General features: G+C 35.9%; 7 protein-coding genes. All 7 read right to left on the bottom strand.

The genetic code is table 11. The features are described 5' to 3' along the window. Positions 1-348: 348 nt before the first annotated feature. Entirely contained in the window at positions 349-696 is a 348-nt protein-coding gene (locus DW862_RS23610) for a hypothetical protein (RefSeq protein WP_120070819.1), read from the bottom strand. 1,368 nt (positions 697-2,064) lie between these two features. Then, positions 2,065-3,579 (bottom strand): hypothetical protein, encoded by a 1,515-nt coding sequence (locus tag DW862_RS23605; RefSeq protein WP_133304341.1) that lies wholly within the window; start codon positions 3,577-3,579, stop codon positions 2,065-2,067. A gap of 41 nt (positions 3,580-3,620) precedes the next feature. Beyond that, positions 3,621-5,885 (bottom strand): GH92 family glycosyl hydrolase, encoded by a 2,265-nt coding sequence (locus DW862_RS23600; RefSeq protein WP_120070813.1) that lies wholly within the window; start codon positions 5,883-5,885, stop codon positions 3,621-3,623. Between the two features lie 26 nt (positions 5,886-5,911). Further along, a complete protein-coding gene (locus tag DW862_RS23595) occupies positions 5,912-7,546 on the bottom strand; it encodes a hypothetical protein (protein WP_243636523.1) in 1,635 nt (544 codons plus the stop codon). A gap of 12 nt (positions 7,547-7,558) precedes the next feature. Continuing rightward, positions 7,559-9,754, bottom strand: coding sequence for a GH92 family glycosyl hydrolase (locus DW862_RS23590; protein WP_120070810.1), 2,196 nt, complete (start codon positions 9,752-9,754; stop codon positions 7,559-7,561). A 33-nt stretch (positions 9,755-9,787) separates the two neighbouring features. Beyond that, the gene (locus DW862_RS23585; protein ID WP_120070807.1) at positions 9,788-13,369 is read right to left on the bottom strand and encodes a glycoside hydrolase family 2 TIM barrel-domain containing protein; all 3,582 of its coding nucleotides are present in this window, start codon (positions 13,367-13,369) and stop codon (positions 9,788-9,790) included. 64 nt (positions 13,370-13,433) lie between these two features. Then, entirely contained in the window at positions 13,434-14,804 is a 1,371-nt protein-coding gene (locus DW862_RS23580) for a glycosyl hydrolase (protein WP_120070804.1), read from the bottom strand. Positions 14,805-14,822: the final 18 nt, after the last annotated feature.

The following is a 14,822-nucleotide window of genomic DNA, read 5'->3' as shown; positions in this document are numbered from 1 at the left end:
CAACAGGAAGAAAGAGACAAGAAGATGATATAGAAGGAAAACAAGAAAAAGAAGGAAATGTAAAAAGAATACTAGGGATATACCACAAAGGGACATTACAAAAGGAGATTATTAAAGGGGATGGATTAAAGAGGATTATTAAAGAGGATGGATTAATTGGAATGGTTAATTGGGCATGACTAATAGAGTAATTAACAGGATATATAGAAAAATATTATAAAAGCAAGAGAATTTATTGTCAACCGTTAGAATACTTGTTCTAAGCAGTCTAACGGTTGACTATTCCATATAGATATGCCGGATAAATACTGAGTATACCGATCAGACTCTATATACAAAATCAGAATATCATTCTTTTTTAGGATTCTCGATCCGCAGGCTGACAAGTTCAACCCACTTCTTTATGCCCAAATCAAAGCCGCCTTTTTCTAATAGATGAAGAGCGCCCGCATAATGAAGGGCAGTTTCCTCCCTACTACAGTTGATCTTACAAGACAACTCACCCAGATAATACTCCAGGCGAACCATTTGGATATAGTCCAATAAAGTATAATCACCTTCAGTTGACAAATCAATCAATTCTCTTATCAAAGCATAGGCCAGTTCACATTCCGTATAGGTTAAATCCGAGAGAGGTTTGTGCATGACAGGATGCTGAACCAGCTGGACAACAATGCGATTAAAGTCTCCGTACATAGGTTGCGTTATTTACCGCATCAGTTCCCGATGGTGCGAGGGTTTATAAAAAAGAAAGAGCGTGGAAACTATCTATTCATGCCATATATAGGTATCCGCTAAGACCCCTTTCGTGAACATGAATGATAGCCCCACGCCCAACTGAGTATATAACAAGGTTATACAGACAAAAGTGCGCGAGACTTGTCACTCATTCCATTCACGAAAGTTAAAATTTAGCGGATTTTATATATGAATGTAACAAATAACCGTTCTCAATAAAAATATTAAAAAGTTACCTTCATCGCTCGAAAGTAAACTACGACAAAAGTAGCAATTTATATTTAGCAAACAAACAATTTTGACAAAGAAATAGGTATGAGACATAAAATTATTATAGCTATATATTGGCAACTTTCAAATCCCCACTAATTTGTCCTTACGACTTAAAGCAATGTATTGATGAATTAAACTCAGGCGGACGTTTGCCCTGATTGTATCAAAATAAAAACGCTCAGGGCAGGTTCCTGCAAACGATTTTCAATTTTCATTTCTCATATTCTCATAGTAAATACAATAACTATATATAAATCAAATGCATAACACTATGAGAAATACTTTTCAAAACGGCATTTCTCATAGTATTACCAGCGTTTTATCCATAAAACAACGTATTTCTCATAGCTTTTCATCACTTTCAAAAACATTTCTCATAGATTTTCCAAGCGATTCCAAATACTTTTTTACTTGTTTTGCAGAGTATTCAAGTTATTCTTCGACAAAACCGTAATAGTTAGCATGGACTGCAACGAAACACGCAGTAAAAAAAGAGTCTACTACAAGGCAAAGGAAGCATCAGACTATTATGAAGTCAAGCCAAGCTAGAGATGTAATCAGGTAATACTTAAATAATAGATTATAAAATGGACATGCGGAGTATAAAGAGTAGACATTAGCATATTTATGTATAAGCAGCCATATCGTTCCACTAGAGTGGAAAGGTCTGTGCACTAGAGTAGACAGTACCGTTCACTAGAGTGCAATGATCTGCCCACTCCAGTGAAACGATACAAATACTTATAGCAAAACACAACAATGATTAGGATAAAATATAAAGGGATAAGGAGAACTTAATACAGGAAAGCAGTAAAGTAAGGCAAGGTAATTGCTTTATAAAAAGTTACTTATATAAAAAAGGAAGAATAACAATCAGTCCGGAAAAAGACTGGGAGGAACAGAATGACGACCACAAAAAACAAGAAATAGAGAAAATGCATAAAAGGAATATGAGAATAAAAAAAAAGTCTATGAGAAATACACTATTTTCAGCATAAAAAGCTGGTAATATTATGAGAAATGCCGTTTTGAAAAGTATTTCTCATAATATATCTATTTGATTATCTTTCGTTTATCGAAAAACAATGAGAATATGAGAAATGCAAGTGAAAAATAGGGTATACCATCATCCTTTGAGGGATTAAAACCATCACAAGCCTCAATCATGCTTAAATCAACTAATTCTCCATCGCTATATGCAAGAATAACGTCTGAAGTATTTTTCACTATTTCATCTTCTATCCATGCCTTAACCATACACCATCCGGGACGCCCTGTCGAGCCATAGGTCGGAATTTCCCCATCAGTATTCCCATTTCTGCTAATTTCGATTCCGTTGCCGATAGATTTTAGAGATTCAAAACCACTCAAACTAACCACTTTCGGATTGTTTTTATAAATCAATCTCCCTCCAATCTCTTGTAATGCCATCATAAATGTTTGCATATTTACAATATTGGGGCAACCGCTAACCTCTAAATCTCCCCCAACTTTCTTTAATAATGGCATGCCGTCTAATTCGTCACCTCGCGTACCTTGATATGGATTATTAAGTATTCTGAAATCTCCAGCAATTTCCTTTATTTGAGCAAAACTACTTCCCTTTCCCCAAAACTTAATCGGAGTATTATCTATAATCAAATCTCCATTGATTTTTTCATAAAAGCGTAAACCATTACTAAAAATAGCATCGTATCCATTTCCAGGAGTGTTATTGCGAAATATTATATCCCCTTCCACACTAACAACATCAAAAAAACCTTCTGTATTGGTTATAACTGTCCCTTCTATAGTCAATGTACCAATAATCTTTTTCACCTTTCCCGTCAACAATCTCAACACTTCGTCCGTTATCTCACTACCTGATATTGTTAAATTACGTACAGTGGTATTGGTTGGAGCAAACTCTAAAGCATCTTTACGGGAAGCAATCGTATAACTCGAAATTCCATCTTCCAACTTACCTATATCTTCTATATCTGTGGCTGCCCCAGGATGATTATCAGCAATACGGAATGTACCATCAAACTTTCCTTTTTCATATAAATACCTCAATGGGAACAATCCATAAGAATAATCTTCTCCCACCAAAGGCTTATCTTCTCCCAAGGCTTTATTATTAATAACACTAATAGTACCAGCACCACCTTGTATATCCAAAAGACCCGAGATATCTGTTAACAGTACATTATTATTAATTACTAATTCTCCATTAATCTCTTTTAGTTTTGACAAGTCTGATATCTTTATAAGTTTAGAGTTGCCCTCAATCCTTAACTCTTCTTGCACGGATGTTAAATTCGGAAGAGACAGGTCAAGTACATTGGTATTCCTAATAATCAAAGTTCCAATAGAAGCAAACTTTAATGCAGACAAATCTGTTATATCCTCTCCTGAAATAATAAGATAAGATATATTTCCCGATTCCAAGAAGTTATTTACATCCTTTTGCGTAGTTAAATTATAACCAACAGCTGAATCCCCTCCATCATCATCTTTACAACCACCAACATGAATGACAAAGAGTAAACATAATACTCCTAACATGATCAAACGTATATTTTTCATAACCACTAATTTAAAAGTTCTACAAATTGGTATTTTACATTTTATAAACGATCCTGGTTCTCTACCATTTCAAAAGATGGAGGAATGGATTCAGGTAATGAGGCCCATGATTTATTAGGATATTCTCCCATTATCAACTCAAGTTTACCTCCTTTTTCCAACTCTTCATGACTGAACCATGATTTGTTCCAAACTTTTCCATTCAAAGTAGCAAATTGAATGTATTTATTCTGAGGAGCATAATTCTTACATACTATTTCGAATGTTTTACCATTATCCAATTTTATAACAGAACGTTCAAAAACTGGACTTCCTATCACATACATTGGTAACCCCGGCGTTATAGGATAGAAACCTAAAGAAGAGAAAGCGACAAAAGCTGACAACCCTCCTCCGTCTTCATCACCAGGTACTCCCATTACGTCATTACGAAACCACTGTTCCAATAAACGACGAACCCTCTTTTGGGTGCGCCAGGGAGCACCGGCATAATTATATAGATAAGGAATGTGTAAACAAGGCTCATTCGCCATTGAAAATTGCCCCACATTACCTGTATGGTCTGCATTCTGGCTATAAAAATGAACCCGATTCTGTCCTAATGGGGTATAGTACATACGTTCCAATTCATCAATAAAAAGCTGATTACCACCAATCATACTCACTAAATCAGCAATGTTGTGTAATAAATCCCAACGATATATCCAACCATTATTCTCATCATAAGCATCTCTAAATCCAACTCCCCAGGAATATCGATAATCAAATGGTTCTATAAAATTACCTCTACTATCTTTCGGATGAAAGAATTTAGTAGCTGGATTAAATATTTTTTTATAATTCAGACTTCTATGCAAAAAGTATTGATAGTCTTCTTTTTTATCCAACGCTTTAGCAATCTGTGATAAGCACCATTCGTCATATACTGTACCCAAAGTCACTGCAACAGGCTGCCTCCTCTCAAACGAATTCACTTCTTCGACTGTTTCCTGTTCTCCGGGAACAAGTGATGGGAAATAACCATTTTTTAAATAAAATTCATCCAATACTCCTGCTTTTGCGTCAGACCACGGAATAAGTGTTTTTTCAGTTATGGCTGTCTTGCAGGCTTCATAAGCCTTCGACAAATTAAAATTCCTCAATCCTTTATTGTAAGCATCTATAAATGTAGCAACTCCATGATTACTATTCATACTATGATTATCCCCCGTAACTACAGGAAATGTTGGCATCCAATAATTATCCCGTTCTTCCGCCATCCGGATATATGAACTCAACATATCTTGCTCAACAGCCGGGTCCATAATAACTCGTAATGGATGTGCTGCTCGAAAGGTGTCCCAAAACCAATCATCTGTATAGAAAGGTACTCCATTGTCATTATGTACCTTTTTATCAAATCCACTATAATAATACCCATCTTCCGAAATGCATACCGGACGTTCACAGACCCGATATATAGAAGTATAAAATACAGTTTTCTGGTCTTCATCATTGCCCTGAACAGATATTTTATTTAATTTTTCATTCCATATATTACGTCCTATCTGTGCTACGCTGTCTACATTATACCCTTCAATTTCCCGATACAGATTCTTTCTTGCCTGTTCGCTACTAATAAATGAAATACCATAACGAATCTTCATCACACGAACCTCTTTGGGGAATTTTAAAACAACACAGCTTCCTCCACTAACCGTTTGCTCTATTCCTTGTTCGGACAGAATTCCACTGGAAACCGGCGCTACTTCCGTCTCCAAATAAATATAAGCCTTATCCCCTTTACCAATTGGTTGATCGCCTGAAACTGTATTTCCCGCCACTTTTAGGTTTCCTTTTTTTGAATTTAAAATCAGATAGGAACCAGCATGATTATTAAAATCAATTTCATATACAGCTGATTGATGTGAAGGAGCATATTTAACTCTTGCATTCAGACTATCTAATAGAACACTATAATAATAGGGCTTCACTACTTCTTGATCATATTCATATGCAACTACCGGTTTTAATCCCAATGTATCACCCTGATACGGGCTCAAGTTAAACGCAAATCCACCTCGATGTCCAATCAAGAATAATGGCAAACCATTTAAACGATCCCCTGTATAGTCCAAACGTTGAGCATATACTCGCAGCATACTGTTAGGAAGATGTACAGTTGGATAAGTAGGTACTAATAGATGACTTATGTTTCCAATATATGCATTTACATAATCGACAGGAGTCTTCTGATCTTGACACACGCAACCGATTCCTAACAATGGAAAAATGAATATTATTATCAATAACTTTACTTTCTGCATAATACTAATAAATCTTTTTTCAAATATTACTTTACAACCTTACGTGGAGTATATAGCCCCGTAAAGTCATCTTGATCAAATCCTGTTATAGTTATCGGTAAATAACCGATTGTGATAACAACTTTTCCATTTATTACTTTCAACTGTTGTACTCTTCCAAAAATGTCAATCACATTCACCTTTTTCGTATTTGGCAAATACAAAGTTTCTTCTTTACTGTCTTTTTCTGTCCATAAGCACAATTGATTCTTTCCCTGATTATCATAAGCGAAACCATATGATTGACCAATATACTTACCAACAGGAATTGCATGTCTATAATTATTCACCATATTAGAGAAAGCTACAGCAGAAGGTTTCACACTAAGTGATTCATTAAATCTAAGAATTCCAAAAAAGGATTCCGGATTATTCGGGCCAAAAGGCTCATCAGCCATTTCATACCAAAAAACCTTTTTAGCTCCATAATATAAATGAGATAAATAAGTCCGAACTAAATAAGCCGCTTGTTCGTATTCCGTCACAGGAATATACCGATTCGGCTCACCATTATTTTTATAAGTAGTCCATCCTACTTCTGTAACCCACATTTCTGTAGGTACTTTCATCTTTTTCAATCCTCTTTGATGCTCATCATAAAAACCAGAAGCAAATTTTTCTGTTTCAGGGTATATTTTATCATTTACATACGGATGAATAGCTGTAATATCAATGTATGGAGCGGCTCCTCTTTCATTAACAAAGTACTCAATCCACTCATCTTCTCCCGGCCACATCAATTTAATGGATGGATCGACAGACCGTATAGAATCACACATTTGCTTAATAAGATCAGTGAAAGGTTTCCCCCAACCTTGTGGACGCCATTGCTGCCCTTGCGGATGTGGCCAGCGCTTAGACCACCCGCCAAAATTATTCGGCTCATTTTGAGACTCAAACACAGCAAAATGTCCTTTTGTCAATTCCACATACTTTTTTAAGATGGATACGTCTTTATTCCATGTCCAAACTCCTTTATCATTTTGAATACCATCAAATGAATTGATATATCCGAACAAATTAAGCCAGCAAATATGATGACGATCCAAATAGTCCAAATCAGGATCACTATCCAGATTTTCTTCAACAACTCTCTTCCAATTACTTTCATCACGTACCCAGGCTATTCCTAATTTCTGTTGTACAGCTGCAATATTCCATTTCTTATAATCATATCTTGCATAATGCCCACAGATACCAAATGGAGAATCCCAGTCCTTTTTCGTAAGAGTCACATTAGGTATAACACCGAATCCTTCTTCAATCGTATCAGATTTCAGGGCTGATTCAGCGATAACTTTAAGAGTATAATAACCTAGGTCTTTTTGCTTTAACGGATAATGTACAGCCATGTTCTCATTTCCCTTTATTGTGTACGATTTGCGGCTTAGCACTTTCTTATCAGTATCTAGCAATTCAACTGTCACTTTCTTATAAAATTCGTTCAGCCGTATAAAAGCCTTCCCAGCTTCTCTAACATGGTAAAGCGCTCCTGGCTGATCGAATGTTATTTTAACCGGGAAATTCTTTTCATTATCTACATTAGCTAATGCTATGGTATTACATAACATAAATGTGCACAACATACATATTACAATTACTGTCTTGAATATATTTCTCATATCTAATTTATTTTAGTTGTGTTTTAAAGGAGTATCAGTCATCTCAAAAACTAATGTACCACCATCCATTATTTGCGTATGGGATATGGTATTGGTTATTAAGTTTCCATTCAACATTACAGACTTTACATATTTATTTGTTGACGAATAATTTTGAGCTTTTACTGTGAAAAACTTACCATTTAGCAAATGAATAGTAGCTTGAGGGATTTGAGGAGCGCCTAACACATAATTGCCGCTAACCGGATCTACCGGATAAAATCCCAATGCGCTGAACATATACCATGCCGACATCTGCCCACAATCATCATTACCACACAGTCCATCGGGCTTAGGCAAATAGAACTTATCAAAAATTTCTCTTACTAACTCTGCTGTACGCCACTGTTCCCCCGCAAGAGTATACATATATACCACATGATGACTTGGTTCATTCCCATGTGCATATTGTCCTATTAATCCAGTAACATCACCAACAAAACCTGTACTTTTCACATCGGACTGCAAGAAAAATAAAGAATCCAGCTTGGTTATAAAGACCTCTTTTCCCCCCATTAAATCTATCAAGCCATCAATATCATGCAAAACATGCCAAGTATACTGCCATGCATTCCCCTCTGTATAGTCTCCCCCCGCTGTACCAGCATGAGATAAGGCAAACTTGTCAAAAGGCTCACGCCAGTTACCTTCCGTATCCTTCCCCCTCATCAGTCGACTTTCCGGATCAAACAAGTTCTTATAATAATAAGCTCTCTTCATGAAAAAACGATAATCTTCTTCTTTGCCTAATTTCCGTGCCAGTTGTGCTGCACAATAATCATCATAAGCACTTTCTAATGTACGGGACACAGCTTCATCTTTAATCAAATCAAACGGATAGTATCCATATTTATCATAGATATTCCATTCTGAACGATAATGATTTCGAGTCAATGTGTTTTTCACTTCACCATATACCTGTTCCGGATCTATCCCCTTAATATCTTTCATACAAGCTTCCACTACTACTGGAATTCCATGGTTACCGATCATACAATAATTTTCCTTTCCCCACAAAGCCCAAATAGGCAAGAATCCCTGCACTTTACTATGAGTTAACATTGTATTTATCATATCAGGAACCTTTTCCGGAACCAATATTGTGTACATAGGATGAGCGGCACGAAAAGTATCCCATAATGAAAATGTTGAATAATATTCACCTGACAAAGAAACAAAAACAGAATCATTAGCCCCACGGTATTTTCCATTTACATCTGCTATATTATTGGGTTGAAAAAAGAGATGGTACATGGATGTATAAAAGTTTCTTTTTTGCTCCACACTTCCTTCTATCTCAACTCGTGATAATATGTCTTCCCATCTTTTGCTACTCCCCTCTTTCACTTGATTAAAATTCCAATGTGCTAATTCTGAATCCATATTCCCGTACGCCCCCTCTATACTGACTGTAGATAAAGCAACTTTAGCCTGTAAAACATCTCCTTTTTTCTGATTAAAATGAAAGACACAAATAGGAGCCTTATTATGTTCATTCCCTTTTATCGTATCAATAGATACAATCGGTTTATCAAACTGAATAATATAATATAATTGCCGTTCTACCCATCCTTTCAAATGATGAAACCCTGATATTGTATAATCATCCGTAACATTCACCTTTGAATTTATGACACGAATTTCATACTGTTCTTCCGTACTAACAGAACCACTTTGAAAATTAATATATACTGCTCCTCCGTCTTGGTCAAAAGAGTATTTATGTATGGCAACATGAGGAGTACAACTTAATTCTACTTTAACATGATTATCGTCTAAATATACAGAATAATATCCTGGCGAAGCTATCTCTCTATCTTTAGAATATTTACTCTTAAACTCTTTTCCCGAAACTCCGGAAAATGGCATCATCAACAGATCGCCCATATCAGGTATACCGGTTCCATTGAGTTTATTTTGAGTAAATCCCCAAATCAACGAATCATTATAATTATAACCACTACAATGTTCCCAGCCAAAATTTCCTGTTTGAGGCCCTGGCTGAACAAATCCTAATGGACAAGCTGCTGCAGGAGTTGTATGTCCAGTATAAGCAGTACCTACAAACGGATCAACGTATTGAGTCAAATGACTATCTTTCACATCTGTAGATTTGCAAGAATAAAACCCACAAATCAAGAATAAAATAATTATCAGATATATTTTCATACAACTTTACCATTTAATAAATTAATAAGTCTTTCATTCCACCCGTTCTATTCTAAAAGAATAACTGACAGGCCTATTTTCCGGAATCATATATTTAGGGAGAGGTATATCTCCACATGTTGCATTTCCCAATCCCTGTTGTATACAATCCAAATTAAGATAAACTTCTGGCTTCTTTATTTCTTTTAGTTTGAAGTCATGGGCAACCTTCCACAAATCCTGATCGGTATAATGCAAAGCACTAAAACTCAAGTTGTCTTTTGACGTTATTTTTAATCCATCTCCCTTTGCGTCTGTAATTGTCACCCAACGGATTTTTTCACGATTCCCCATACTCTGAGACCGCACGTAATGTTCTGATACCATATCATCAACAGTCATATTATAGCACCCTATCATAGCAGATTGAACCCTATCAATATAATTCTCATGAGGACCACAACCATACCATTGAACATTTTCGTATCCGGAAGGCATTACCAATTGAAGCCCCAGGCGACGAATAATCGTCGCATCTGCATATTTCATGAAACTTGCCTCCACATCTATAATACCGTTCTCATAGATAATATATTTTACCGAATATGGGATTTCAATTGGTTTGGGAGCATCTACGTTTACTGTAGCATTAACTATTAACGTTACAAACTTTCCCGTCTCATCTAGTCTATAATTAAAAAGAAGATTCTTAATATTTGAGTTATAATAATGTTGGTCTGTATACTTATCATTTCCCACACTACGATACCAGTTGAGCATCAGCCCACCGTTATTATATATCCTTTCTTTTCCACTATATTTCAACGAAAGAAGTTTTCCATTCAACTTATTGAATAGAACTTGGAAATTCGAACCATGTATACCTAAACTATCCTTTAGAACATCAATCTTCAATTCTCTTAAAGATGACAAATCAACCTTTGCAATAGAAGGGCGCTCATTTAAAGAAATTTGCTCTTCTGCTATACAATAACCGGCTTCTGCCCAAGACATTTTATTTTTTGTCAAAAAATAAATATTCAGGAAAAATTCACTGTCACTATTAATTTTTGTAGTATAAGGTATTGTAAGAGTTGCCTTCTCATTTGGAGGCAAATTAAGCCCTTCGTCTATGGTCCCTTGTTCTATTTCCATTCCATCTTTCAATATCTTCCAAACTACACGGAAATTATTCAAATTCAGAAAATCATAGCCATTACTCACTTCAATCTTACCTGCAGACATTGCCAATGGACGTAATTTTATATACTGATATACTTTCTTCACCTCCAGTAGCTTTGCTGTTACCCGACGGTCAGGCGTCACCAACCCGTTGCAACAAAAATCCGCATCATTCGGTTTATCACCAAAATCCCCTCCATAATAATAATGACTCGTTGGTGCTCCTACTTTATTAATACCTTGATCAACCCAATCCCATATACAAGCACCGATCATACGTTGAGACTTATTTTCAATATACTCCCAGTATTCAGCTAAATTTCCCGGAGCATTTCCCATAGAATGAGCATATTCACATAAAAAGTAAGGCTTATTTGTATCTAACTGATCAAAACGACTCATTCGTGCAATATCAGGATACATCTGCGAATCAATATCAGCAGCATCATTCTTTCCTTCATAGTGTACAGGGCGCGAAGGATCCAATTCTTTCGCTCGTTTATACATTGCGTCAAAATTAACACCGGCTCCTCCCTCATTTCCAAGAGACCAGAAAATAACAGAAGGATGGTTCTTATCTCTTTGGATTACTCTAGTAATTCTATCCAGAAATGCAGGTTGCCAGGAAAGCTTATCACTTAATCCATGATTCCCATGATTCTCAAGGTCAGCCTCATCCATCACATATAGACCATAGTAATCATATAAAGCATACATTTTAGGACTATTGGGATAATGACTAGTACGCACTGTATTAATATTATGTCGCTTCATCAGTTCAATGTCCTTTATCATTGTAGATACAGGTACTGCTTTACCAAATCTCGGGTCTATATCATGCCTATTGGTTCCTTTAAAAAAAACTTGCTCGTTATTTAGATAAACACGTTTATTTTTTATCTCTATTTTACGAAAGCCAAACTTCGAAGATATTGCTTCTATCTCTTTACCCTGATCATTTTTTAAAGCCAGAATCACAGTATAAAGTTGCGGAGATTCAGCCGACCACAATAGAGGATTCTCAACCAATGTACAAATGCTTAATCTATTTTCTTTATTTTTGAATAAGTTTTCTATCGGCTGAACCTGATTAGCAACCTGTTTTCCAAAAGGGTCCCAAAGTTGTATTTCAACACTATTCCCTTTCGCAACTTTCCCCCCATCATTTTTAATCCACAAATCAACATTTAGTTTTGATGAAAGAAGATCGTCAAACTGAAAATCTGATCGTAAAGAAAAATCACGTATATAGATTTGAGGCGTAGCATAAATATAGACATCACGATGTATACCGCTCAAACGAAACATATCCTGATCTTCAATATAGCTCCCGTCAGTCCAACGATACACTTCTACCGCCAGAATGTTTTCACCTACGTTTACAAACGAAGTTATATCAAATTCCGCATCATTGTTAGCCCCTTGACTATAACCGACTTTACGCCCATTTACCCAAACATACATACCACTATAAACTCCATCAAAATGAAGAAAGATTTTCTTACCATCCCAATCTTTTGGTATTTGAAAATTACGACGATATGAACCAACCGGATTCATCTCTGTCTCATTAGTAAACCCTTTTTGTGGCAGAATTTTTGAAGGAAGATTTTTAAACGGATAATTTACATTTGTATATATAGGAGTACCATATCCCAACATTTCCCAATTAGATGGTACCATTATCTCATCCCAAGTCGAAGTATCATAAGTTGTTTTATAAAAGTCGACCGGACGTTCTGATGGCTGCTTCGCCCAATAAAATTTCCATTGCCCATTTAATGAACTATAAAATGAGGAAGAAGGGGTTTCCCACGGTTTCTCATAATATAATCTATCATTCCGTAAACTTTCTATTGAAGGATATGGTATATAAGTACTATGCCCTGGTTCTTTATTCACAGCAAATATTTGTTCATTCTCCCATTCATGCTTTCCACGGATATTCTCCGGAGGTAGTTTTACTGAGGTTTTAACAAACTTCCAAGTTGTTTCTGAAACATTTGTAGCATATATTGGGGCACCTTCTTTCTCATTTCCCTTAAAAGTCATTCCCCAGTTTGAATTATTATGCAAAATAACATAACGTCCATCCGTATCCGGCACTATACGCCAATGTTGATTCACATTCGCTCTACTATAATCCCATAGATTCAATGGATGTTTACCATTATCTGTATCGACAATATCCAAACTTTTGGTCGTAAACGGACTATAAATTACATAACATTCCTTGTAGGGTACAATTCTCCATAATTGTCCTTTAGCTCCTTTCTTTTCTTTTTCCAGGAAAACACCAGTCATATTGCTCGGACTCTCATGATTATCCAAGACTAACCCCTTTGGACTTACAATTTTATAAAGTACATCTTCTTGAATTTCTTGAGCAATCAAATTGCATTTGCAACAAAAAAGAAAAGAAAATAGACCTATGAAAAAAAGAATATTCTTCATACTTATTAATTATAGTAAAAAATTATCAGATCATACAATTCCCAGGTTTATGGATAATAACCTATCATTTCTGCAACTCCAAAACATATGGATATGTAGACATTGTTAAACGTACAGAGTTGACATTGTCCAATGTTTCAATCTCGGAAGAGCTATATGTAGGATCGTAAATTTTCACTGATTTAAATGTATTATCAAAATTAATGGTCACTTTCTCATTCCCACCAGAATACTTCTCATCCCAAACAACCAACATAAACCGTCCTGTACTCTTTTGTAACAAGAGATAATGAACAGTAGCCGGTTTCATCGGTATCGAGAAAGTCAAAGTTTCTAAAGTTGTCTCCGCCTGTGGATTGTCAGCTAGAATAGACGTCAAATTATGCAAATAATGTGCAGCAACTTTTGGGGTACCATCTTGATTAAAAAAAGCAAAGGCAGCATGATTTGTTTCATCACTATGAGTTTTCAATAAATAGATAGCCGTATATGCCCATCCTCTTTTAAATTGAGCTAAATACAAATTCATATACATACATCCTTGCATTTCCTCGGAGAGCATATCTTCCCCTTGTTGGCCAATAGTGATACCCGTTTCTGTAGTAACTCTGGGCAAAGTCGCTAATTCTTCCTCCGTATAACCAGAGAAACCATTAACCCATGTAATACCATAATTTCCATACAGACCGTCTGCGTGAGAATCCGCTGACGGATCGGAAGCTCTCCAAGTCATATTATCATGTATACCGGGCCATGACGGATGAGATATATAATTATGGCAATTAGCATAATCTGCAAATTTAGTCCCAGCTGGATACAACGATGAACTACCTTCTGGTATTTCCAGATATTGAAGTCCTACATTATCTGTTTCAGCTCCATTCTCACTAATATGAAACACAGGATATTTTTTCAGCACTTCATCTCCTTTGACTATCGAATATAAATCCCGCATTAAATCAGCAATGGGTAACCAAGTCTCATTGCTACCACCGGTAACTCCATTATAGACAACAGACCAATTATTAGGTTCATTAGGACCTTCAAAAGCTAGAAGAGCTCCGGCTTCTGCAAGTTTCCGCGTTTTCAATATTTTTTCAGTCAGACTTGCAGTTGTTAGATCTCCCCCGCTACTCGTGCCAATACAAACTTTTGCTCCTGTCTCTTTATGCAAAGTTATGATATCATCCAACTCCTGATCTGCTCCATATCCTCCCCGAATCCACCGGGCTCCCAAATAGTTTATAAAATCAATTGTCTGATATAAATACTCCCCTCTTGACACAATGGAAGAATTTACTCCAATGCTATTTAAGAAATCATTTGCACTTTTAGCACCAACCGTCTCTTTTACCAAAATACGTTCATATTCCAACGGTTCTGTTTCACATGATAATAACAAAGGAAACATTAATATATAGAAGAAGTTTTTCATATAATATAAATTTAAAAT

Source organism: Bacteroides sp. AM37-9, from assembly GCF_003603455.1.
Classification (GTDB): Bacteria; Bacteroidota; Bacteroidia; order Bacteroidales; family Bacteroidaceae; genus Bacteroides; species Bacteroides xylanisolvens.
Note: the sequence above shows the minus strand (reverse complement) of the source record. Positions and strands in the feature narration are given on the sequence as shown.

Coding starts and splice junctions, on each gene's coding strand:
- DW862_RS23610 (WP_120070819.1), bottom strand. CDS start 696: ATGTACGGAGACTTTAATCGCATTGTTGTCCAGCTGGTTCAGCATCCT.
- DW862_RS23605 (WP_133304341.1), bottom strand. CDS start 3,579: ATGAAAAATATACGTTTGATCATGTTAGGAGTATTATGTTTACTCTTT.
- DW862_RS23600 (WP_120070813.1), bottom strand. CDS start 5,885: ATGCAGAAAGTAAAGTTATTGATAATAATATTCATTTTTCCATTGTTA.
- DW862_RS23595 (WP_243636523.1), bottom strand. CDS start 7,546: ATGAGAAATATATTCAAGACAGTAATTGTAATATGTATGTTGTGCACA.
- DW862_RS23590 (WP_120070810.1), bottom strand. CDS start 9,754: ATGAAAATATATCTGATAATTATTTTATTCTTGATTTGTGGGTTTTAT.
- DW862_RS23585 (WP_120070807.1), bottom strand. CDS start 13,369: ATGAAGAATATTCTTTTTTTCATAGGTCTATTTTCTTTTCTTTTTTGT.
- DW862_RS23580 (WP_120070804.1), bottom strand. CDS start 14,804: ATGAAAAACTTCTTCTATATATTAATGTTTCCTTTGTTATTATCATGT.